A 20,116-nucleotide genomic window follows, 5' to 3' on the forward strand; every position below is an offset into this window, starting at 1 on the left:
GTGATAATCGGTGCATGATGGCCAGCGAAGGACGTTCTCAGGGTAAGGTCGGTCGGGTGATCGAGGAGTACGGCCTTGAGGGATTCGGCGAGGAGCTTGAGGCGCGCTGGACGGGCGAGCGCGGCGAGCAGTCGAGTCTGCGGGCGCTCGCGGACCTGTTCAACCGTCGTGTGCTCGAGGCCGCCCTCTCGGAGGCCGGGGTGCGATCACTGGACGGCGAGGTCGAAAACCGGTACCGACTGCTCACGGACGACGACGTCAGCGCGGGAATGCGCGAGCAGACCCGGCGCGAACTCGACCGCGCCGGGGTGCCCATCGAGGAGGTCGAATCGGACTTCGTCTCCCACCAGTCGATCTATACCTACTTGACCCAACACCGCGAGGCGACTCACCCTTCGAGCGTCGAGCCGACGCCCGAGGAGCGCCGTCAGCGCGAGCTCGATAAGATCGGGGCGCTGATCACGCGCACGACCGTCGTTACCGAGGACTCCTTCAAGCGCCTCGCGTCAACCGAGGCGCTCTCGACGGGGATATCGGACGTCTTCGTCGACGTGCAGGTGACCTGTGCCGAATGCGGGCGGACGAGTGCGGCGACGACGCTCCTGGAGGAGGGGGGCTGTTCCTGCCGGGAGTGAGATTACACGAATACTGCTGTCAGACCTCGATGCGGACATCTGAAGGCTTATGCGGTGGGAACGGGTTACGTTACCATGGCTTTGGCAGACGATTCGGATCAGTCGGACGAGTCGGTCACCATACGGGCCGAGAAGATCGGCGGGATCGACGCGACGAGCGTCGAGTTCGGCCCCGGCGTGACTGCGCTCGCGGGGCGCAACGCGACGAACAGGACCTCGTTTCTCCAGGCGATCATGGCAGCTCTCGGGAGCGAGCGCGCCTCGTTGAAGGGGGATGCGGAACGCGGCCGCGTCGAGATGTACGTCGGCGACCGGACCTACACGCGGACCCTCGTCAGGAACAACGGGACGGTGGCCTTCGGTGGCGAGCCGTATCTCGACCGGCCCCAGATCGCGGATCTGTTCGCCTTCCTGCTCGAATCGAACGATGCCCGACGGGCGGTCGTCCGCGACGACGATCTACGCGAACTCATCCTCCGTCCGATCGACGTCGACGAGATCGAGGCGACCATCGAACGCCTACAGGCCGAAAAACGCGAGATGGACGAGGAGCTCTCGGCGCTCTCGGCGGCCGAGCGCGAACGGGGGGAGCTCGTCGAGGAGCGCGCGCGCCTCGAACACGACCTCGAATCGGTCGAAGAACAGTTAGCGGAGGCTCGCGAGGCGCTCTCCGAGGAGGGCCCCGTGGAATCGGGCTCCGAACAGTTCGACCGGCTTCGGGAGACCCAATCGACTCTCGAGGACGTGACCTACGACCTCGACACCGAGCGTGCGAGCGTTGAGTCGCTTGAGGACGAGCGCGGGGAGCTTCGCGAGGAGCGCTCGGGGATCGAACTGGACGCGGACGACGCCGACGATCTCGCAAGCGAGATCGAGCGCCTCAGGGGGCGAAAGCGCGAGCTCGACGAGACCGTCTCCCAACTCCAGACGGTGGTCCAGTTCAACGAGGACATGGTCGATGCGGAGTATCCCGAGCTGCTCGGCGGCGAGGACGACCTCACCGACCAGCTGCTCACCGACCGCGAGGTGACCTGCTGGACCTGCGGCAGCACGGTCGAGACCGACCGCATCGAGGAGACGCTGTCGAGCCTACGTGACCTGCGCCGCGAGAAGGTCGAACGACGTAACGAGGTCGCCTCACAACTCGAAGAGCTGACAGACGAACGCGACCGGTACCGGCAGCGCCGCGAGGAGCGCGACCGACTCGACCGGAGGCTTTCCGATCTCGAAACCGAACTCGATGAGCGCCGCGACCGGATCACTGAACTCGAGACCGAACGCGAGTCGCTACTGGAGACGGTTGAGGAGCTCGAATCCGAGATCGAAGCCGACGAGGACGAGACCCTCGACGCCCAGAAAGCCGTCACGAAACACGAGCTCGAACGCGATCGCCTCGAGCGCGAACTCGCGGCCATCGAAGAGGACATCGAGGAAATCGACGATCGACTGGAGGAGAAATCGGAGCGCGAGGAGCGCCGCGAGGAGATCAACGCGGAGCTCGAGAACCAGCGAACCCGGATCGAGCGTCTCGAACGCGAGGCGATCGGGGCGTTCAACGAGCAGATGGAGACCGTTCTCGACCTCCTCGAGTACGCCAACCTCGAACGGATCTGGATCGAGCGCCTCGCAACCGGCGACGAGGCGACCTTCGATCTACACGTCACCCGAAGCACCGATTCGGGTACGACCTACGAGGACTCGATTGCCCACCTCAGCGAGAGCGAACGCGAGGTGACGGGTCTCATCGTCGCGCTCGCGGGCTATCTCGTCCACGACGTCCACGAACAGGTCCCCTTCATGTTGCTCGATTCGCTCGAAGCGCTCGACTCCGAGCGCATCGCCGCGCTCGTCGAGTACTTGGAGCAGTACGCCTCGTATATCGTCGTCGCGCTCCTGCCCGAGGACGCGAGCGCACTCGACGAGGACTACCCGCGGATCACCGAGATCTAGTAGAAATAATTGTAATTACAGCTCCCGAAGGAGCCGACGGACATGCCCCAAGGAATACTCGACACCGTACTCGTGTCGAATGTGCTCCCTGACTAGCTCGGTCGACCACGATGACGACTCGTAACCGGCCTCCTCCGGCGGCGCTTCGAACGTTTCGGCGAGTGCATCGCGCTCCTCGTCGCCGAGTTTTCGCGGCCGGCCGGAACGCGGTTCGTCCTCCAGGGCTTCCTCAAGCCCCCTCTCATCGAAGCGGTCGAGCCAGTAGTAGATCGTCGACTGCGGAACGCCGTACAGGCGGCTCAGATGCCCGACGGACCGACCATCAGTGTAAGCGAGCGCGATCATCAGCCGTTGAACTGCTTTGTGGTCCGTCGTCGCGGCCAGCGCGGTGCGGAGTTCGTCCCCCGTGATCGATTCGAGTTTCGCCATCGGCTCGAGTCGGTTGTACAATTAGTTATGTTTGACGGATCGTTCACGGACAAATGATGTGGTGATTAAACACATACTAAATAAAGTCTATGCTGATATATTAAGTTCCGGAGAACGCCTACAGTTCACAGACCTCGATTCCGGTGGTCGTAAACTCGTCCATCGCTTCGATACGCTCGGGTACCGCCTCCAAAGCGACGGTTCGCGTGACGAGTTGCGCGGGGTCGATCGCTCCGCTCGCGACGAACGAGAGGAGTTCGTCGTAGCGCGTCGGCGGCATCCCCCTCGACCCGAGGAAGTCTATCTCGCGGCCGACCATCGAGTCTGTGGGGAGGGAAACCTCCCCGCGTTCCGCGGCCGTGGAGAGTCCCATTTGGAGGTGCTGGCCCAGACCGCCGAGACAGTCCACCGAGTTCCGGCAGGTTTCTGCGATCCCCAGTGCGTCGACCGAGACCGCCGCGCCACCGTCGGTTCGCTCACGGATCCTCGCGGGGACGTTCCCGTCGCCCGCGACGGTTTCGTGGGCGCCGAGTTCGAGCGCTTTCTCCAAAGCTTCCTCCCGGATGTCGACGGCGATCACGCGTGCGCCGAGCGCGCCCGCGATCTGCACGGCCGAGAGCCCGACGCCGCCACAGCCGTGGACCGCGACCCAGTCGCCGGGCGTGAGCTCCGCGCGGTGGGCCAGGCCGTGATAGGCCGTCATGTACCGACAGCCGAGTGCGGCCGCGGCGGTCGCCTCGAGGTCGTCGGGGAGTTCGGTGAGGTTGTAGTCGGCGGCGGGCACCGCGACCCGGTCGGCGAACGCGCCCTGGCCGGCCGGTTCGAACCCCAGGGCAATACCGTCCTCACAAACGTTGCCGTGGCCGTTTCGACACCGCCGACAGGTGCCGTCGCCGAGGCTGAAGGGGACCGCTACCCGATCCCCCTCGCTCAGGGTTTCGACGCGCTCGCCCGCCTCGATCACCCGACCGGCGGGTTCGTGTCCGAGGATCTGGCCCTCAGGGGGAACGTCGTCGACCCACTCGCCGTGGCCCTTCCAGGCGTGCCAGTCCGACCGACAGATCCCGCAGGCCTCGACCGCGACGATCACACCGTCGTCGGGGCAGTCGGGTTCGGGGACCTCGGTGAGTTCGAGCGGTGCACCGTGTGATTCGAGGACGACTGCTCGCATGGGTTCACCCACGCGACGGATCGACAAGGTCCCTCGGGTTTCCCGGGCGAACCCGACGGTGATTTGACCCGACGGGCGGTAGGTCGATGTGTGAACCGCGAGCGCCAGTCGACACGGACGGAACGGGGGGATCGATAGCGTGGGCGGGATCCGGCTCGACGGCCTCTCGAAGCGCTACGGGGGTGACGGCGGTGTCGACGCGGTGTCGGATCTCTCGCTCGACATCGAGGACGGCGAGTTCTTCACCCTGCTGGGACCGTCGGGCTGTGGGAAGACGACGATCCTACGTACGATCGCGGGGTTCGAAGCACCGACCGAGGGAACGGTTTCGTTCGGCCGGGAAACGATGGACGGCGTACCGCCCGAAGAGCGCGATATCGGGATCGTCTTCCAGAACTACGCGCTGTTCCCCCATATGAGCGTGGCCGAAAACGTCGCCTACGGACTCCGGTTTCGTGATCCGCCCGGCGGCGGCTCGGAACAGCGGGTCGAAGAGCTGCTCGACCTCGTCGATCTCGGCGGGATGGGCGGGCGGGATCCCGAACAGCTCTCGGGCGGCCAACAGCAGCGCGTCGCGCTCGCGCGTGCGCTGGCTCCGGGTCCGCGCCTCCTCCTGCTCGACGAGCCACTGAGCGCACTCGACGCGCGGTTGCGAACCGATCTCAGGGCGCAGATCAGGCGAATCCAGTCCGACCTCGGCGTCACGACGGTGTACGTCACCCACGATCAGGCCGAGGCACTCGCGATCAGCGACCGGATCGCGGTGTTGCGCGACGGTCGCGTCGAACAGATCGACACTCCCCGGGGGATCTACCGGAATCCGACTACCCCGTTCGTCGCCAGCTTCATCGGCGAGAACAACGTTTTCGATGCGCGCGTGCGCGAAAGCGGGGCTGAATCCACTCGCCTCGAAATCGAGGGCGAATCTATCACCGGTCCCCCGCTCGAAACCGCCGCTGAGAGCGTACTGTGCTGTGTTCGCCCGGAGGCGTTCTCGATGGACGGGGGCGAAAACCGGCTCGACGTCGCCGTCGAGAGCTGGGAGTTCCTCGGCGAGTCGGTGCGGGTCCACTGTCGCTGGCTCGGACGGGAACTCGTCGTTCGTACCTCGGACGTCCCCCACTCGGAGACGCTGACGGTCGGATTCGATCCTGAGGACGTCCACGCCATCGAAACGCGCTGAGAAACCGTTTTGTCCGTGCGAGCGATACTATCATTCATTCCAGTGATCAAGTGGCCCCACGATTTCGACTCGGGGCTCGGACTCGCCTGTCAGACGCGCGTCGAAGGTGACGCTGAGGTGGAAAAACACGGCGGGTTCTGGGGACAAAAGGTCGATACGTAGACCTCAAGCGGACACCACGATAGCGCGTGGGTGGCGGCGGAATCGACGGTAGCGGGCGTATCGAGCGATACCTGCTCGGCGTGGGTGTGCATTGCCTCGCCGACGTCGTCGTTTTCGAGTTCGATCAGGTACCGGACCGTCGGCCCGGGGGACAGATGGTCGATTACCTGACCGGCGACTCTCGTCTAGTCGTCCTCCGGAGCGAACCTATAAAGCCGGTCGCACCACCTCCTCTGGAGAGGTGTTCCGACGATGTCGTCGTCTACCTATCGTACCGTCTCTGTATTAGGCTAACCTAAAAATATGAAATTTCCGGCTGACGGCCACTAAAACGAAACGGCCACAAGGCGGCGGTGATTTTTTAGGTACTCCTAAAAAACAGTCGTTTCTCTAGATATTTGGGTATTGGAACCATCTGATGGTTCTGAGTGGTTTTCAAGGGCAACCCTTATGTCGGTGGCCGCCTTTCTCCCGAGTAGATGACGAACGACGCCGATGAGACGTTGTGGCCGCCTGCGATGTTCGCGAATCAGATGCAGGAAGCCGGCGAAGAGGCTGTCGAACGGCAACAGGAGCTGTTCACACAGTGGATGTCGGGAATGAATCCGACCGGTTCGTCGGGGATGGGCGGGCTGTCCCAGCTCTCGGCGATGAGCATGGGGGCGGCGACGTTCAAGACCCGTGTCCAGAGCGGTGGCCGGATCAGTATTCCCGACGCGGAACGAGAGGCGCTCGGAATCGACGAGGGCGACATCGTTCAAACGATCGTCATCCCCCTCAATACCAATACGGAGACCAACGATGACTGACACACTTATGACCCCGATGTTCGACGCACAGCGCACGATGATCAACCAGAGCAACGAGCTGTTCAAACAGAACCTGAAGCTCCAGCACGACGCCTTCGAGGCGTTCCGGGGCACCTTCGACACCCAGGAGTCGACCCAGCGCCGCGGGGTCGAGGCGACCCAGCGCGCGGTCGATGCCTACTTTGAGGCGATCGAGGACGCCGGCGGCGAGGCGGGCGTTCAGGAGGTCCACGAGGCCGTCGACGAGCAGTTCGACGTCCTCCTCGACCTCCACGAGCAGTCGTGGGACACCGTCGAGCAGCTCTCCGAGGAGAACGCGGCGGCCTACGAGCAGCTCGTCGAGCAACTCGAGACGATCGCCGACGATTCGACGGAGATGGCCGTCGAAGCCAGCGAGCAGGCCGAAGAACAGAGCGAGATCGCGATCGAGTCCACCGAGGACGCGGTCGAGCAGTAAGCGAACACGAACACAGCTTTTTGAGAGCGACCCCCGATACTATAACCCATGCCAGAGATGACCTCACCGATGGCCGACCCCGAACAGTGGAACGAATTCATGCAGACGATGAACCAGCAGTTCGCCCAGGCGCTCGAACAGAACGTCGAGGCCCAGGCGTCGTTCGTCGAATCGTGGGTCGACGCCGTCGAGGAGGCGACCGACCCCAAGCAGTTCGAGGACGGTGCCGAGGGATACGCGAACGCGTACACGACGTGGATGGAGGCCTCCCAACAGGCCTACGAGCGCTCGATGGACCTCGCATCGGGCGAAGAGGTCCGCCCCGAGGAGTTCCGCGACATCTGGCTCAGCGCCGCCAACGAGGCGTTCAAGGACATCACCGACACGACGGCTTTTGCTGCCGTGACCGGTAAGACCGTCGAGGAAGCCCTCGACTACCGCCAGGAGGTCGACGAGATGGCCGACGAGACACTGCATAACCTCGGATTTGCCACTAAGAACGACGTTCAGGAGGTCGGCGAGCGCCTGATCGAACTCGAGCGCCGCCAGCACGCCGTCGAGAACAAACTCGATACGGTCATCGAGCACCTCGAAGGCGAGGACGAGGAATGACCTCGAACCCGTTTACCATGGGGTTCGACCTCTATCGCCAAAGCTGGGAGCAGGCGACCGAAACGCTCGAAAAGAGCGTCGACGCGCCCGAACAGCTCGAACGGATGGCCGAGGTCGACGTCGGCCAGACCCCAAGCGAGGTCGTCTACGAGGAGAACAAACTCGAACTGCTGCATTACGAGTCCCAGACCGACGAGCAGCACGACGTCCCAATCCTCATCGTCTACGCGCTGATCAACAAGCCGTACATCCTCGACCTCCAGCCCGATCGCAGCGTCATTCGAACTCTGCTCGAGAACGGGTTCGACGTCTACATGATCGACTGGAACGAGCCATCGACGATGGACGCCTCCCTCACGCTTGAGGACTACGTCGAGCGCTACACCGACAACTGCGTCGACGTGGTGCGCGAGCGCTCGGGGCAGGACTCGATCAATCTCCTGGGGTACTGCATGGGCGGAACGATGAGCGTGATGTACGCCGCGCTCCACCCCGAGAAGGTCCGGAACCTCGGACTGATGGCCGCGGGCCTCTGCTTTACGGGGACCGGCGGCGTCCTCGAACAGTGGGGCGACGAGGAGTACTACTCGCCCGAGGCCGTCACCGACGCCTTCGGGAACGTCCCCGCGGACTTCCTCGACATCGGCTTCGCGACCATGGACCCCGTCCAGAACTTCCTCACGAAGTACGTCCAGCTCTACGACAACATCGAGGACGAGGAGTTCGTCGAGAACTTCGCGCGCATGGAGCAGTGGATCGGCGACGGTATCGACGTCGCGGGCGCTGCCTACGAGCAGTTCCTCACCGACATCTACCAGGAGAACAAGCTCGCCGAAAACGAGCTGTATCTGGGCGAGAAGCACATCGACCTCTCGGAGATCGACATGCCCCTGCTTCAGATCATGGGCGAGTACGACCATCTGATCCCGCCGGAGGCGAGCAAACCGTTCAACGATCTGGTCGCGAGCGAGGACACGACCACGATGGAGTTCCCGACGGGTCACATCGGCCTCTCCGTCTCCTCGCGGTCCCACGCCGAGCTCTGGCCGAGCGTCTGTGAGTGGTACGCCGAGCGCTCGACGGCCGAGGACGACGAGCCAGACGAGGGAGCGGAGGCCGAGCCGATCACCGAGCCCGAAGAGTCCGACGCCGCGCTCGCGGAAGACGTCGCGGGCGACGAGACGGGCACCGAGGAAGACGCCACTGTCGACCGGGAAAGCTCCGGGAGAGAACCAATGGAGGGGACCGACCTCCAGACGATCTCCGGCATCGGTCCCACGTTCGCCGGGCGTCTCGAAGACGCCGGCGTTCCGAACGTCGAGGCTCTCGCCGGGTCGGATCCCGGCGAACTCGCCGACGAACTCGATGTCACCTCGACCAACCTGGTCGAGGACTGGGTGGCCGAGGCGAGCGATAGCGTCGAAAACTGAGTCGCATCCAGGGTCGCGCCCACGATATCGATCTCTCGGGACAACACTTAGGGTGGCACGGTAGCATATCTCATTTCGGAGCGGGGCATCCGACTCCGGATTCACTATGGAACTCGAAGGTCGCACCTGCCTGGTCACAGGCTCGTCACGGGGTATCGGTCGCGGAATCGCAGGGGAACTCGCAAACGAGGGCGCGAACGTCGCCATCAACTATCGGGCCTCATCGGCCGCGGCGGAGGAGGTCGTCGACGGAATCAACACGACGGGTGGGTCGGCGATGGCGACCCAAGCCGACGTCACCGAGGAGGCGGAGGTCGCGGCGATGCACGAGGAGATCACCGACGCGTTCGGTCCCGTGGACATCCTCGTCAACAACGCCGGGATCAACGTCGACACCCTCTTCTCGGAGATGACGCGCGCCGAGTGGGATCGCGTCATCGACGTGGACCTCACGGGCGCATTCGTCTGCACCAAGGAGTTCTTCGACGACATCGCCGCCGCCGAGGAGGGACGACTGATCAACATCTCCTCGATCGTTGGCAAACAAGGGAACCTCGGACAGGCGAACTACGCCGCCGCCAAGAGCGGGATGTTCGGGCTCACACGAACGCTTGCGCTCGAACTCGCCGACAGCGGATCGACGGCCAACTGTGTCGCCCCCGGGTTCACCGAGACCGAGATGATCGAGGGGATCCCACAACAAGTACGCGAGAAGATCAAATCGGAGATCCCGCTCGGCCGCTTCGCGACCATCGAGGAGATCGCTTGCACCGTTGCGTTCGTCGCGAGTCCCAAGGCCTCCTACATCACCGGCGAGGTGCTCGACGTCAACGGCGGCATGGACCTGTAAGTCGCCCTCGTTCCGTTCGTGTCGATCCTCGTGGATACTAGGGATAGTTCCCACCAACTGGGAACTGTCGCCGGGATGTATTCGGCGTCTCGTCCAACGATCACATGTGAGATGAGCACGATGGAAACCACAACCGGAACCACGACGGAGTTCGAAAACGTGCCGACTGAGGGCATCCGCTCGCGGATCGCCGGTGTCGCCGTCGGCCTCCGCCTCCTGATGGGCTGGATCTTCCTGACGGCCGGCATCGGGAAGCTGACCGGCGAGCCGTTCGACGCCGCGGGCTACCTCGCGAACGTCGATCCGACCAGCCCCACGGCGGGGCTCTACGGGGCGATGGCCGCGAACCCGATGCTGATGGACCTGATCAACGTCGCCGTTCCGTGGGGGCAGGTCCTGATCGGGCTGGGCCTGCTGGTCGGGGGACTAGTGAGGGTGGCCGCGTTCTTCGGGGCGCTCCAGATGGCGGCGTTCTACTTCGGCAACTGGGAGCTCGCGGGCGCATACGAGGTCCTCACCGGGTTCGTCACCTCGGAGCTCGTCTACCTGGCGGTCCTCGTTGCGATCGGCGCGCTCGCCGCGGGGCGCTACTGGGGACTCGACGCGATCATCGCCCGCTACGAGCGGGAGGAGGTGCCGGTAGCCGAGCGCTACCCTCGGCTGCGATACCTGCTCGGTTGAGTGGGGACGTTCGGGTCGGCCTCCTCCTAGGAATTCGGTGTCATAACATAGCAGATATAGTCCCCCCGTGTGAGCAATCGGTATGGACCGCGTAGCGATCATCGGCGCATCGATGACCCAGTTCGGCCAGCGGGAGGGCTGGCTTCGAGACCTCCTCGTGGAGGCCGCACTCGATTGTCTCGACGACGGGGAAATCGAGGCGGGCGAGATCGAACATCTGTACGTCTCGAACATGGCCAGCGGCGAGTTCGAGGGCCAAACTGGGGCCCCGAACATGCTCGCCCACGACATCGGGGCAGTGCCCGCGTACACACAGCGAGTCGACCAGACCAGTTCCTCGGGCGGGGCAGGCACCTACGCGGCGTGGCAGTCGGTCGCGAGCGGTGCGAGCGATCTGACCATGCTCGTCGGCGGCGAGAAGATGACGCATCGCTCGACGGCCGAGGCGACCGACGTGATCGCCTCGATCACGCATCCCTACGAGTACAAACAGGGGGTCACGCTCCCCTCCTTTGCGGGATTGACCGCCCGACACTACCTCGACAAATACGACGCGCCCCGCGAGAGTTTGGGCAAGGTCGCGGTGAAGAACCACAAGAACGGCGTCGACAATCCCCACGCCCAGTTCCAGAAGGAGGTGAGTTTAGAGGAAGTCCTCGAATCGCCGATCGTCGCCGACCCCCTCCGGCTCTATGACTTCTGTCCCATTACCGACGGGTCGGGGGCACTGCTTCTGTGTCCCGAGTCGAAGGCCGAGGAGTACACCGACGACTACGCCGTGATCGCGGGCGTGGGCGGCGCGACCGACACCCACGTCGTTCACGAGCGCGAGGACCCGACCGTGATGGGCGGCGTGGTCGAAAGCGGGAAGATCGCCTACGAGATGGCCGATCTGGGCCCCGAAGACATCGACGTGGCCGAACTCCACGACATGTTCACCATCTTGGAGTTCCTCCAGAGTGAGGATCTGGGCTTCTTCGAGAAGGGCGAGGGCTGGAAGGCCGTCGAGGAGGGTGTCACGGAAAAGGACGGCGACCTCCCAGTGAACACGTCGGGCGGGCTGAAATCGAAGGGCCATCCGCTGGGAGCCAGCGGCGTCGCACAGATCTACGAACTCTACCAGCAGGTCCGCGGCGAGGCGGGACCGCGTCAGGTCGACGCCGAAACGGGCATCGCCTGTAACGTCGGCGGGTTCGGCAACTGCGTGATCACCACCATCCTGGAGGCAGCACGATGAGCATGAACGCGATCAAGTACGACGACGGCACGATCAGCTATCCCGCCCACCCGCGAGGGTTGGAGGGCGGCGAACCGGTCGAGGAGATCGACCTCACGGAGCGAGTAGCGCAGATCGTGACGTGGACGACCTCGACGGCCACCCCGCCGGGCGTGCGCCAGCCCAACCACCTCGCGATCGTCGAGTTCGAGATCGACGGACAGGTGGTCAGAGTCCTCGGCCAACTCACGACCGGCGAGGTCGAGATCGGCGACGAGGTCCGGCCGACCTACGTCGAGGAACTGCGCGAGCCGGGTGCGGGGATGCGCGAGCCCGAGAGCCAGGACTGGGACGGCTATCGGTTCGAGCCGACCCAGTAAACTCCCGTTCGAACCGACGAGGAGAGCCGGCCAAGTGATTTCGGTCGAACAGCTACTCCTCGTCGTCCGCGTCGTCCAAGTCGTCCGTTTCCTCGTCCTTGTTCTCATCGAGTTCCGCACGGATCGAGTCGAGTTCGTCCTCGACGTCTATTTCGACGCCGCCGTCGGCAGTCGAACCCGCCTGCGGGCCGCTCTCGCGCTCGACGTCGCGAGCGCGCTGGCGGTCGCGCTCGACCTCGCCGATGCGATCTGCGATCTCCTCGCGCAGGTCGCGGGCCTCCTGCAGGACGTCGCGTGCGTCGCCGTTTTCCGGAAGGGTGTCCCCGCGCGTCGCCTCCTGGAGGTCTTCAAGAACCCGGTCGAGTCGGTCGAGACTCCGGCGGCTCGCGTCCGCGGCGCGTCGGCGGGTGCGTTCGGCCTCCTCGCCGGCGGCGCGCCCCGAGTCCGCGAGCCGCAGTGCCCCCTGCAGGAGTTCGAGCGCACGGACGTTCGCCTCGAGCACCGCGATGGCCGTGGGAATGGCCTGCTGGTCGGCAAACCGGATCAGCTCGCCGGGCGTCGGCGGACGGGGCAGTCCGCCGGGACCGCGGGGCGGTCGCGGTTCGATCTCCCGGCGCAGTTCCTCCAAGGTGCGCTGGAGTTCGTCGACGCGCTCCTCCAGGTCGTCCTCGCGTGTCATACCCGTCCTTGGACGGGCGAGCGGAAAAAGGGTCGACTCAGAACGCCCGATCGTACTGGACCGGCGGCTCGACGTCTTCGCCCAACTCTTGAGCGGCGTGCAGCGTGAAGTAGGGATCGCGCAGGTGCTCGCGGCCGATGATCGTCAGATTCGCGTCGCCCTCGCGGATCAGCTCGTCGGCCTGCTCGACCTCGGTGATCCCGCCGACCGCGCCGACCGCGATGTCGGTGTCGCGCTCCTCGCTGACCTGCGCCGCGAGCGGGAGCTGGCTCGCGGAGCCCTCGTCGGGGAGCTGCTGGTCGGGGTGGAGCATCCCGCTGGAGACGTCGAGCAGGTCCGCGCCGAGGCCGTACAGCTCGTCCGCGAGCTCGACGGACCCCTCGATGGTCCACGACTCGCGCTCGGGCAGCCAGTCCGTTCCCGAGATCCGCACGAAGACGGGCTTTTCGTCGGGCCAGACCTCCCGAACCGCCTCAGTGACCTGTCGGACCAGTCGGGTTCGGTTCTCGAAGCTCCCCCCGTACTCGTCGGTGCGGTCGTTGGTCACCGGCGAGAGGAACTCGTGGAGCAGGTAGCCGTGGGCGGCGTGGACCTCCGCGATCTCGAAGCCAGCGTCGAGTGCGCGTTCGGCGGCCGCACGGTAGTCCTCGATGACGCCCTCGATGTCGGCCTGCGTCATCGCATTCTGCTCGGGCGTCTCGCCCTCGTACGGCCAGGGGTCCTCGTTCGGGGCCAGCACCTCCCAGCCGCCCTCGTCGGGCTGGAGCGGCTCGTTGCCCTCCCACGGACGGCTCTTGCTCGCCTTGCGGCCCGCGTGGGCGAGCTGAATCGCCGGAACGCTCCCCTGATCGCTGATGAACTCCGCGATCGGCGCAAGGCGCTCCTTGTGCTCGTCGCTCCAGATCCCCAGGTCTTCGGGGGTGATCCGGCCCTCGGGCGAGACCGCGGTCGCCTCGGTCATGACGACGCCCGCGCCGCCGACCGCCCGTGAGCCCAGATGGACGCGGTGCCACTCGGTGGCCAGTCCGTCGCGATCCTCACAGGAGTACTGACACATCGGCGAGACCATCACGCGGTTCGGGAGCTCCGTCTCGCGGAGCGCAAGGGAATCGAAGAGGTCTGTCATCGACCACCCTAAGGTGGCGAGGGGAAAAGGCTCCGCGGCATCGGAGGGGGTTGCCGCCTCGACGACCTTGCCGGGATCGAGGGATACCAAAGGGAGCGCGAAAAACGGAGGGCATGGCACTCAGTACCGAGGAGATCATGCAGCTCAGCCTCGACCTGGTCGGGTGGAAGAAGGTCCCCGCCGACAGTCAGGTGTACGTCCCGGGCGAGGACATCGAGAGCGCTCTCGTGGGAATCGATCTCGAGAGTCCCGAGATCCAACTCGCCGAGCGCGAGGGCTACGACCTGGCGCTCGCCCATCACCCCGTCGGCGAGAGCGCACGCCTCGATTTTTCGGCCGTTCTCTCCCGCCAGATCGAGTTCATGACTGCCCACGGCGTTCCGGAGAGCGAAGCGGAGGCGGCCGTCTCGGACCTCCGAGAGAACGTCGAGTTCGGTGCGCACAGTTCGAACTACCGCCACGACCCTAGCGTGGCCGAACTGCTCGACCAGCCCTACGTGAACATCCACCTCGCACCCGACGAGATCGGCCGCCGGCGGTTCGTCGAGGTCGCCGAAGGGATGGATGAGGGGAGCTCCGTCGGGGAGTTCGTCGACGAGTTGGAGAAAATCCCCGAACTCGATGAGGCCGCAACCGATGTGGAAGTTCGAGTCGGCGGTGAAGAAAACGACCTGGGCGAGGTCGCCGTTCACCACGCTGCGGGTACCAACGGCGGTGCGGACGTCGCATGGGCGTACTTCGAGAACGGGGTCGATACGGTCCTCTACATCCACGTCGGTGCGGGCGACGCCCGCGAACTGCGCGAGGAGTTCGAAGGGAACACCCTCGTCGTGACGGGTCACATCGCGAGCGATGCGATCGGGCTGAACGCCCTGATCGACGCCCTCGAGGAACGGGGCGTCGAGTGTACGACGATCTCGGGCTGTTCGATCGGCCGAAGGTAGATGGCTTTTGGCCGACCAAAACCTATATGCGTTTAGGCCCACCTAAGTCGATACATGGCTGTCACGGACGCGCACGACGTCGATCCGACCGACGAAAACGACGACCAGGAAGAGCCCGCCGCCATCGTCTCGGCCCTCCGTACCTCCCCTGATCGAACCGTCTTCACCGAAGACGGAAACTCCGAGGGCTGGATCGCGACCGATCACACCGTCGAGCTCTCCCGCTAGATCGGTTGGACTCTGCCGCACCTCCGGCTAGCGTAGTCCTTTCTCCACTCAAAAAACAACTGATCGAAGCTCCGGTGTATTACTCGTGGATCGCTTCCTCGACGACGAGGGTGTCGTCCTCGAGGTAGTGATGGAAGTGGTGGGCGTCGTCCTCGACGATCACGAGCGACTCGCGGAGGATCTCCTCGCTGCCGTAGTCGCCCAGATCGCCCGCGAGCTGGACGTGCTCGCGCATCCGCTCGACGGTTTCGGCGTAGATCTCCAGATCGTTCGACAGCGAAGTGCGGACGTCGTAGACGTCCTCGCCCTCGAAGTCGACGGTCGCGCGCTCTTCGAGGTTCGACGGGCCCGAAACGGGGACGCCGCCGATGGCCTGGGCGCGCTCGGCGATGATGTCCGCGCGCTCCTCTGCGTGCTCGTAGGCCTCCTCGAGGAACAGGTGCAGGTCGCGGAACTCCGCGCCCTCGACGTTCCAGTGGTGCTTCTTGAGCTGGTGGTAGATGACGTAGAGGTTCGCGAGGTCGGTGTTCAGCGCGTCGATGACCTGTTCTGCCTTCTCCGTGTCCAGCCGAATCGGGTTCTCCTCTACCTGGTCGGCCTGCTGACGGACGGATTTCTGAGTGCTCATCTCACTCCCTCCTACAACCGCCTCCCACTTAAGGATTAGGTTTATGAAAAACAGTTTTCGCCTTACCTAAAATATTATTCTCTGTTTGTCATCGGGAGACGTGGCGTTGGGAAACACATGCACATCCTATTGCGGGCGCGAACGCGAACCGTCACGGCGATCCGCTATGCCTTTGGTCGTGTCGTTTGGAGGTGGGGTATGTCGGAGCCGGACATCCTCGTCGCGGGCGAGACGCTGATCGATTTCCTGCCGAATCGACCCGGCTCGTTGCGCGAGGTCGAGACCTTCACGCGGCGGCCGGGTGGCGCGCCAGCGAACGTCGCCGTCGGCCTCGCCACGCTCGCCGAGACGCCGTGGTTCTGGACGCGCGTGGGAGACGATCCCTTCGGCGACGACCTCGTCGAGACGCTCGTGGGCCACGGCCTTCCTGACGAGTTCGTCGAGCGCGATCCGGAGACGAAAACGACCCTCGCCTTCGTCTCCCACGACGAGCACGCCGATCGGGAGTTCTCGTTCTATCGCGACGGCACGGCCGACACCCGCATGGAACCGGGTACGATCGACGACGCACTCTTGGAGCGCGTCTCGTGGGTCCATCTCGGCGGCGTGACCCTCGCGAGCGAGCCCTCGCGGGCAGCGACGCTGGACCTCGCGGCGCGCGCAAGCGAGCGCGACTGTACCGTTTCGTTCGATCCCAACGCCCGACCCGAACTCTGGGACGACCGAGCTGAGTTCGAGCGGCTGGTCGGCGAGGCCCTCGGGCACGTCGACGTCCTGAAGGCGACCCCCGATGACCTCGCCGAGGCGGGGATCGACGGCGACGGGGCCGACCTCGCGCGCGCGGCCTGCAAGCGGGGCCCGCACACGACGTTGCTGACGCTGGGTGGTGAGGGTGCGCTCGCGGTCGCAACCGAGGAGGCGCCCTGGGAGGGCAAGGCGACCCATTCGGGCTACCGGGTCGAGCCGGTCGACACGACGGGAGCGGGTGATGCCTTCACCGCCGGCGCGATCGCGGCCCTCGCCGGGGGGGATGGTCTCGCGGAAGCGCTCGCCTTCGCGAACGCCGTTGCGGCGACCACCACGACCGCCGAGGGCGCGATGACGGCGCTCCCCGACCGCGAGCGCGTCGAGCGCGTTCGGGGAGGGACGCCGGACGACGAGTGAGCACGCTTTTGTGAACCGCCGCGTAACGCCGCGTATGCACCCACGCGCGGCCGAGTTCCGCGAGCGCGCGGCCGACGAATACGACCTAGACGTCGAGATCGAGGAGTTCCCCGAGGGGACCAAAACCGCCGCCGAGGCCGCCGACGCCGTCGGCTGTGACGTCGCCCAGATCGCGAGCAGTCTGGTCTTTACCGCCGACGGCGAGCCGCTCGTGGTCGTCACGAGCGGCGCGAATCGCGTCGACGAGGAGGGCGTCGCGGCGGCGCTCGACGCCGACGCGGTCGAGATGGCTGACGCGTCGCTGATCAAGGAGACGCTCGGCTGGTCGATCGGCGGCGTCCCGCCCATCTGTCACGACACCGACGTTCCGGTGCTGTTCGACACCACGTTGACGGAGTACGGGACGGTCTGGGCCGCGGCCGGTACCCCGCAGACGGTCTTTCCGATCGATCCCGAGCGGCTGAAACACCTCGCGGACGCCGAGGAGTACGCGGTCGCCGTCTAGTAACGCGATCCCGATCGATGGCTCGGGTTATTAACATCGATATAGATAATAATAACACTTTTACGGCTCCCAGCGTACCGATAGATATGGACGAGACACGACGCCGGTTGTTGAAGGGGGGAGCGGGAGCGATCGCGTCGGCGAGCCTCGCCGGGTGCACCGACTCGCTGGGTGGCGGGGCACCGAGCGTCGGGACCGAGACGGATGGGGAGGGCGCCGCCACGGCGACGGCGGCGTTTTTCACGCTCGCGGATTTCGCGCGCAACGTCGGCGGCGACGCCCTCGCGGTCGAGAACGCGGTCCCGACGGGCCAGCACGGCCACGGCTGGGAGCCCCAGTCGGACGTAACGGTCGAGATCGTCGAGGGCGACGCGTTCGTCCACCTCGGGATCGAGGGGTTCCAACGGTGGGCCGACGACGTCGCCGGCGAGATCGAGGCGAACCACGACGACGTGGCACTGATCGCCGTTACCGAAGGGGTCGATCTCTCGGAGTACGGCGATCAGCGCCACGAGGACGGACATGGCACTGACCACGACGAGAACCACAGTCACGAGGGCTCCGGCGAGCACGACCACGGGAACGGCGACTACGATCCCCACTTCTGGATGGACCCGGTGCGGTCCCAGCAGTCCGTCGAGACCATCCGTGACGGTCTGATCAAGGCCGACGACGGCAACGCCGAGTCCTACGAGGAGAACGCCGCGTCGTACGTCGCCGACCTCGAGGAGCTACACGAACGCTTCGAGACGGAGCTCGCGGACCGCGACCACGACACCGTCGTTGTCGCCGGGCACGACTCGTATCAGTACCTCGCCGAGCGCTACGACTTCGGGATCCACACGCCCCAGGGCGTCTCGCCCGACGACGAGGCGAACCCGAACGAGATCGCCGACACGGTCGAACTCGTCGAGCGGGAGGGGATCGAGGTGATCCTCTATGACTACTTCGATGGCGACACCCTCGCCCAAACGATCGTCGAGGAGGCAGACACCGCGACCGACGTCGCGATGCTCTCGCCAACCGAGAGCACCACCGGGGAATGGGAGTCGGAGGGGCTCGGCTACGTCGGCCAGATGGAAGGGATTAACCTCCCGTCGCTCCGAGACGCCCTGGGGGCATCGTAAGTGAACGGAACCGAGTCACCAGTCATCGCCGTCGAGGACGTCACCTACTCCTACGGCGGGCGGCCGGCGGTCGAGGACGTCTCGCTGACGGTCGAGTCCGGCGAGTTCCTCGGGCTCGTCGGGCCGAACGGGTCGGGCAAGACGACACTTCTGAAGCTCATGCTGGGGCTGCTCTCGCCCGACTCCGGGAGCGTCAGGCTGTTCGACCGGCCCGTCGAATCGTTCGACGCGGGCGAGCGCATCGGCTACGTCTCCCAGCACTCGACGGGCAAGGAACGGACGATGCCGGTGACGGTGCGGGAAGTCGTCACGATGGGGCGCTATCCCCACACCCGGTTCGGGTGGCTGCGGAGCCACGACCGCGAGATGGTCGAGGAGGCGCTTTCCCGGGTCGGGATCGCGGAGCTGGCCGACCGGCGGATCAACGAGCTCTCGGGCGGGCAGAAACAGCGCGCGTTCATCGCGCGCACGCTCGCGGGCGAGGCGGACCTGCTCGCGCTCGACGAGCCGACCGTCGGGGTCGACGCCGACTCCCGGGATCGGTTTTACGACCTGCTCGACGAACTCAACGGCCAGGGGATCACGGTCATCCTGATCGAACACGACATCGGCGTCGTCACCGACCACGCCGACCGGATCGCCTGCATCAACCGGGAGCTCTACCACCACGGCGACACCGAGACCTTCGTCGAAAGTGACGCGCTCGCACGGGCCTACGGGACCAGCAGCCGAATGATCGAACACGGCCACTGATGGGGTCGAACACGCTCCAGCGGTTCGTCCTCGTCGCCTTCGGGCTCGCGGTCCTCGGGCTGTTCGTCCCGATCGCCTTCGGGCTCATGCCGCGGGTCTTTTTCGAGTCCTCCTGTAGCCTCGGCCGATCGTTCGGAACCTCGATCGCCTGTTACGGCTTCATCTGGAACGCGCTCACGACGGCGGTGTTCATCGGGATCGTCGGGCCCGTCATCGGCACCTATCTGGTCCACCGCGAGATGGCACTGATCGGCGAGACGCTCGCCCACGCCGCCTTCGCGGGCGTCGCCATCGGTACCCTGCTCTTTGCGGGCTCGGGCTGGGGAACTCCACTACTGCTCTCGGCGCTCGTCGCGGGGATCGTCGGGGCGCTCGCGGTCCAGTTCCTCGCCGAGCGGACCGGCTCGTACGGCGACGTCCCGATCGCGATCATGCTCACGGGGAGCTTCGCGGTCGGCACCCTCGTAATCAGTCTCGGGGGCGGGTTCGCGACCGTCGACATCAACAGCATCCTCTTCGGGTCGATCGCGACCGTCGACGGCGAGAACGTCCTGTTGATGGCGGTCCTGAGCATCGCCGTCGTCGGGACTGTCGCGCTGACGTACAAACCGCTGTTGTACATCACGTTCGACGAGGAGGCCGCCCGGGTCGCGCGGTTCAACGTCTCGGCGTACAACACGCTGCTGATCGTCCTGACTGCGATGGTCGTCGTCGGCTCGATGCAGATCCTCGGGGTCATCCTCGTGGCGGCGATGCTGGTCGTCCCGGTCGCCGCCGGCTCGCAGGTCACCAATAGTTTCCGGGACTCGCTGTACGCCTCGGTGGTCGTCGGCGAACTCTCGGCCGTGTCGGGCCTGCTGCTTTCGTGGCGCTACTCGCTGGCGCCGGGCGCGACGATCGTCGTCGTCGCCATCGGGATCTACCTGCTCTCGATCGCGCTCGCCGACCGAACGAACCGCACGAACGCCGGCTGACCGGGGAGCACCACGATCCGCAC

The 20,116-nt window shown here is 65.3% G+C and carries 24 protein-coding genes and 1 pseudogene; 20 read left to right on the forward strand and 5 right to left on the reverse strand.

The window, feature by feature from the left end; genetic code table 11:
- Positions 1-17 precede the first annotated feature (17 nt).
- Positions 18-635, forward strand: coding sequence for a rod-determining factor RdfA (gene rdfA, locus EAO80_RS02630; RefSeq protein WP_122088429.1), 618 nt, complete (start codon positions 18-20; stop codon positions 633-635).
- Between the two features lie 75 nt (positions 636-710).
- Positions 711-2,585 (forward strand): archaea-specific SMC-related protein, encoded by a 1,875-nt coding sequence (locus EAO80_RS02635; protein WP_122088389.1) that lies wholly within the window; start codon positions 711-713, stop codon positions 2,583-2,585.
- Positions 2,586-2,600: 15 nt separating this feature from the next.
- Here the strand turns inward: EAO80_RS02635 and EAO80_RS02640 are convergent, their stop codons facing one another.
- On the reverse strand, positions 2,601-3,014 hold the full coding sequence (locus EAO80_RS02640) for a helix-turn-helix domain-containing protein (RefSeq protein ID WP_122088430.1): 414 nt from the start codon (positions 3,012-3,014) through the stop codon (positions 2,601-2,603).
- Positions 3,015-3,132: 118 nt separating this feature from the next.
- Positions 3,133-4,185, reverse strand: a complete 1,053-nt coding sequence (locus EAO80_RS02645) for a zinc-dependent alcohol dehydrogenase family protein (protein WP_122088390.1) — start codon at positions 4,183-4,185, stop codon at positions 3,133-3,135.
- Positions 4,186-4,324: 139 nt separating this feature from the next.
- On the opposite strand from EAO80_RS02645, the gene EAO80_RS02650 reads away from it, so the two are divergent.
- From EAO80_RS02650 to EAO80_RS02700, 11 genes and pseudogenes are all read left to right on the forward strand, one after another.
- A complete protein-coding gene (locus EAO80_RS02650) occupies positions 4,325-5,368 on the forward strand; it encodes an ABC transporter ATP-binding protein (RefSeq protein ID WP_122088391.1) in 1,044 nt (347 codons plus the stop codon).
- 54 nt (positions 5,369-5,422) lie between these two features.
- Positions 5,423-5,530: pseudogene (locus EAO80_RS20720) on the forward strand (2Fe-2S iron-sulfur cluster-binding protein); the annotation flags it as partial.
- Between the two features lie 26 nt (positions 5,531-5,556).
- Positions 5,557-5,829, forward strand: coding sequence for a hypothetical protein (locus EAO80_RS02660; RefSeq protein WP_122088392.1), 273 nt, complete (start codon positions 5,557-5,559; stop codon positions 5,827-5,829).
- 180 nt (positions 5,830-6,009) lie between these two features.
- Positions 6,010-6,339: an AbrB/MazE/SpoVT family DNA-binding domain-containing protein gene (locus EAO80_RS02665; RefSeq protein ID WP_122088393.1), complete on the forward strand. Its 330-nt coding sequence runs from the start codon at positions 6,010-6,012 to the stop codon at positions 6,337-6,339.
- Entirely contained in the window at positions 6,332-6,796 is a 465-nt protein-coding gene (locus tag EAO80_RS02670; RefSeq protein WP_122088394.1) for a hypothetical protein, read from the forward strand. Before EAO80_RS02665 ends, EAO80_RS02670 begins: the two co-directional genes overlap by 8 nt.
- A gap of 57 nt (positions 6,797-6,853) precedes the next feature.
- Positions 6,854-7,408, forward strand: a complete 555-nt coding sequence (locus tag EAO80_RS02675; RefSeq protein ID WP_122088395.1) for a poly(R)-hydroxyalkanoic acid synthase subunit PhaE — start codon at positions 6,854-6,856, stop codon at positions 7,406-7,408.
- A complete protein-coding gene (gene phaC, locus EAO80_RS02680; RefSeq protein ID WP_122088396.1) occupies positions 7,405-8,838 on the forward strand; it encodes a class III poly(R)-hydroxyalkanoic acid synthase subunit PhaC in 1,434 nt (477 codons plus the stop codon). The genes EAO80_RS02675 and phaC overlap by 4 nt, the downstream gene beginning before the upstream one ends.
- Positions 8,839-8,944: 106 nt before the next feature.
- Entirely contained in the window at positions 8,945-9,688 is a 744-nt protein-coding gene (locus EAO80_RS02685) for a beta-ketoacyl-ACP reductase (RefSeq protein WP_122088397.1), read from the forward strand.
- Positions 9,689-9,799: 111 nt separating this feature from the next.
- On the forward strand, positions 9,800-10,369 hold the full coding sequence (locus EAO80_RS02690; RefSeq protein ID WP_245998411.1) for a DoxX family membrane protein: 570 nt from the start codon (positions 9,800-9,802) through the stop codon (positions 10,367-10,369).
- 82 nt (positions 10,370-10,451) lie between these two features.
- Positions 10,452-11,606, forward strand: coding sequence for a thiolase family protein (locus EAO80_RS02695; RefSeq protein WP_122088398.1), 1,155 nt, complete (start codon positions 10,452-10,454; stop codon positions 11,604-11,606).
- On the forward strand, positions 11,603-11,965 hold the full coding sequence (locus EAO80_RS02700; protein ID WP_122088399.1) for a PhlB family protein: 363 nt from the start codon (positions 11,603-11,605) through the stop codon (positions 11,963-11,965). The genes EAO80_RS02695 and EAO80_RS02700 overlap by 4 nt, the downstream gene beginning before the upstream one ends.
- Positions 11,966-12,017: 52 nt before the next feature.
- On the opposite strand, the gene EAO80_RS02705 is transcribed toward EAO80_RS02700, so the two are convergent.
- Both EAO80_RS02705 and EAO80_RS02710 read right to left on the reverse strand, forming a co-directional pair.
- Positions 12,018-12,644, reverse strand: a complete 627-nt coding sequence (locus EAO80_RS02705; protein WP_122088400.1) for a DUF7547 family protein — start codon at positions 12,642-12,644, stop codon at positions 12,018-12,020.
- Positions 12,645-12,681: 37 nt separating this feature from the next.
- Positions 12,682-13,770 (reverse strand): NADH:flavin oxidoreductase/NADH oxidase, encoded by a 1,089-nt coding sequence (locus tag EAO80_RS02710; RefSeq protein WP_122088401.1) that lies wholly within the window; start codon positions 13,768-13,770, stop codon positions 12,682-12,684.
- A 113-nt stretch (positions 13,771-13,883) separates the two neighbouring features.
- Here EAO80_RS02710 and EAO80_RS02715 point away from each other — a divergent pair, with 113 nt between their 5' ends.
- Both EAO80_RS02715 and EAO80_RS19375 read left to right on the forward strand, forming a co-directional pair.
- Positions 13,884-14,714 (forward strand): Nif3-like dinuclear metal center hexameric protein, encoded by an 831-nt coding sequence (locus EAO80_RS02715; RefSeq protein WP_122088402.1) that lies wholly within the window; start codon positions 13,884-13,886, stop codon positions 14,712-14,714.
- Between the two features lie 54 nt (positions 14,715-14,768).
- Positions 14,769-14,942: a hypothetical protein gene (locus EAO80_RS19375; RefSeq protein ID WP_162993841.1), complete on the forward strand. Its 174-nt coding sequence runs from the start codon at positions 14,769-14,771 to the stop codon at positions 14,940-14,942.
- 79 nt (positions 14,943-15,021) lie between these two features.
- Here EAO80_RS19375 and dpsA read toward each other — a convergent pair whose 3' ends face one another.
- Entirely contained in the window at positions 15,022-15,570 is a 549-nt protein-coding gene (gene dpsA / locus EAO80_RS02720; protein ID WP_122088403.1) for a DNA starvation/stationary phase protection protein DpsA, read from the reverse strand.
- A gap of 198 nt (positions 15,571-15,768) precedes the next feature.
- On the opposite strand from dpsA, the gene EAO80_RS02725 reads away from it, so the two are divergent.
- From EAO80_RS02725 to EAO80_RS02745, 5 genes are all read left to right on the forward strand, one after another.
- On the forward strand, positions 15,769-16,734 hold the full coding sequence (locus EAO80_RS02725) for a carbohydrate kinase family protein (protein ID WP_122088404.1): 966 nt from the start codon (positions 15,769-15,771) through the stop codon (positions 16,732-16,734).
- Between the two features lie 34 nt (positions 16,735-16,768).
- Entirely contained in the window at positions 16,769-17,239 is a 471-nt protein-coding gene (locus EAO80_RS02730) for a YbaK/EbsC family protein (protein ID WP_122088405.1), read from the forward strand.
- A gap of 86 nt (positions 17,240-17,325) precedes the next feature.
- A complete protein-coding gene (locus EAO80_RS02735; RefSeq protein WP_122088406.1) occupies positions 17,326-18,366 on the forward strand; it encodes a metal ABC transporter substrate-binding protein in 1,041 nt (346 codons plus the stop codon).
- A complete protein-coding gene (locus EAO80_RS02740) occupies positions 18,367-19,119 on the forward strand; it encodes a metal ABC transporter ATP-binding protein (RefSeq protein ID WP_122088407.1) in 753 nt (250 codons plus the stop codon).
- Positions 19,119-20,093, forward strand: coding sequence for a metal ABC transporter permease (locus tag EAO80_RS02745; protein ID WP_122088408.1), 975 nt, complete (start codon positions 19,119-19,121; stop codon positions 20,091-20,093). Before EAO80_RS02740 ends, EAO80_RS02745 begins: the two co-directional genes overlap by 1 nt.
- The last annotated feature ends 23 nt before the right edge of the window (positions 20,094-20,116 follow it).

The sequence above is a fragment of the Halalkalicoccus subterraneus genome (assembly GCF_003697815.1).
Lineage (GTDB): Archaea > Halobacteriota > Halobacteria > Halobacteriales > Halalkalicoccaceae > Halalkalicoccus > Halalkalicoccus subterraneus.

Bases quoted from the DNA above. Each gene is read 5' to 3' on its own strand.
- rdfA (WP_122088429.1), top strand. From the start codon at position 18: ATGGCCAGCGAAGGACGTTCTCAGGGTAAGGTCGGTCGGGTGATCGAG.
- EAO80_RS02635 (WP_122088389.1), top strand. From the start codon at position 711: ATGGCTTTGGCAGACGATTCGGATCAGTCGGACGAGTCGGTCACCATA.
- EAO80_RS02640 (WP_122088430.1), bottom strand. From the start codon at position 3,014: ATGGCGAAACTCGAATCGATCACGGGGGACGAACTCCGCACCGCGCTG.
- EAO80_RS02645 (WP_122088390.1), bottom strand. From the start codon at position 4,185: ATGCGAGCAGTCGTCCTCGAATCACACGGTGCACCGCTCGAACTCACC.
- EAO80_RS02665 (WP_122088393.1), top strand. From the start codon at position 6,010: ATGACGAACGACGCCGATGAGACGTTGTGGCCGCCTGCGATGTTCGCG.
- EAO80_RS02670 (WP_122088394.1), top strand. From the start codon at position 6,332: ATGACTGACACACTTATGACCCCGATGTTCGACGCACAGCGCACGATG.
- EAO80_RS02675 (WP_122088395.1), top strand. From the start codon at position 6,854: ATGACCTCACCGATGGCCGACCCCGAACAGTGGAACGAATTCATGCAG.
- phaC (WP_122088396.1), top strand. From the start codon at position 7,405: ATGACCTCGAACCCGTTTACCATGGGGTTCGACCTCTATCGCCAAAGC.
- EAO80_RS02685 (WP_122088397.1), top strand. From the start codon at position 8,945: ATGGAACTCGAAGGTCGCACCTGCCTGGTCACAGGCTCGTCACGGGGT.
- EAO80_RS02690 (WP_245998411.1), top strand. From the start codon at position 9,800: ATGAGCACGATGGAAACCACAACCGGAACCACGACGGAGTTCGAAAAC.
- EAO80_RS02695 (WP_122088398.1), top strand. From the start codon at position 10,452: ATGGACCGCGTAGCGATCATCGGCGCATCGATGACCCAGTTCGGCCAG.
- EAO80_RS02700 (WP_122088399.1), top strand. From the start codon at position 11,603: ATGAGCATGAACGCGATCAAGTACGACGACGGCACGATCAGCTATCCC.
- EAO80_RS02705 (WP_122088400.1), bottom strand. From the start codon at position 12,644: ATGACACGCGAGGACGACCTGGAGGAGCGCGTCGACGAACTCCAGCGC.
- EAO80_RS02710 (WP_122088401.1), bottom strand. From the start codon at position 13,770: ATGACAGACCTCTTCGATTCCCTTGCGCTCCGCGAGACGGAGCTCCCG.
- EAO80_RS02715 (WP_122088402.1), top strand. From the start codon at position 13,884: ATGGCACTCAGTACCGAGGAGATCATGCAGCTCAGCCTCGACCTGGTC.
- EAO80_RS19375 (WP_162993841.1), top strand. From the start codon at position 14,769: ATGGCTGTCACGGACGCGCACGACGTCGATCCGACCGACGAAAACGAC.
- dpsA (WP_122088403.1), bottom strand. From the start codon at position 15,570: ATGAGCACTCAGAAATCCGTCCGTCAGCAGGCCGACCAGGTAGAGGAG.
- EAO80_RS02725 (WP_122088404.1), top strand. From the start codon at position 15,769: ATGTCGGAGCCGGACATCCTCGTCGCGGGCGAGACGCTGATCGATTTC.
- EAO80_RS02730 (WP_122088405.1), top strand. From the start codon at position 16,769: ATGCACCCACGCGCGGCCGAGTTCCGCGAGCGCGCGGCCGACGAATAC.
- EAO80_RS02735 (WP_122088406.1), top strand. From the start codon at position 17,326: ATGGACGAGACACGACGCCGGTTGTTGAAGGGGGGAGCGGGAGCGATC.
- EAO80_RS02745 (WP_122088408.1), top strand. From the start codon at position 19,119: ATGGGGTCGAACACGCTCCAGCGGTTCGTCCTCGTCGCCTTCGGGCTC.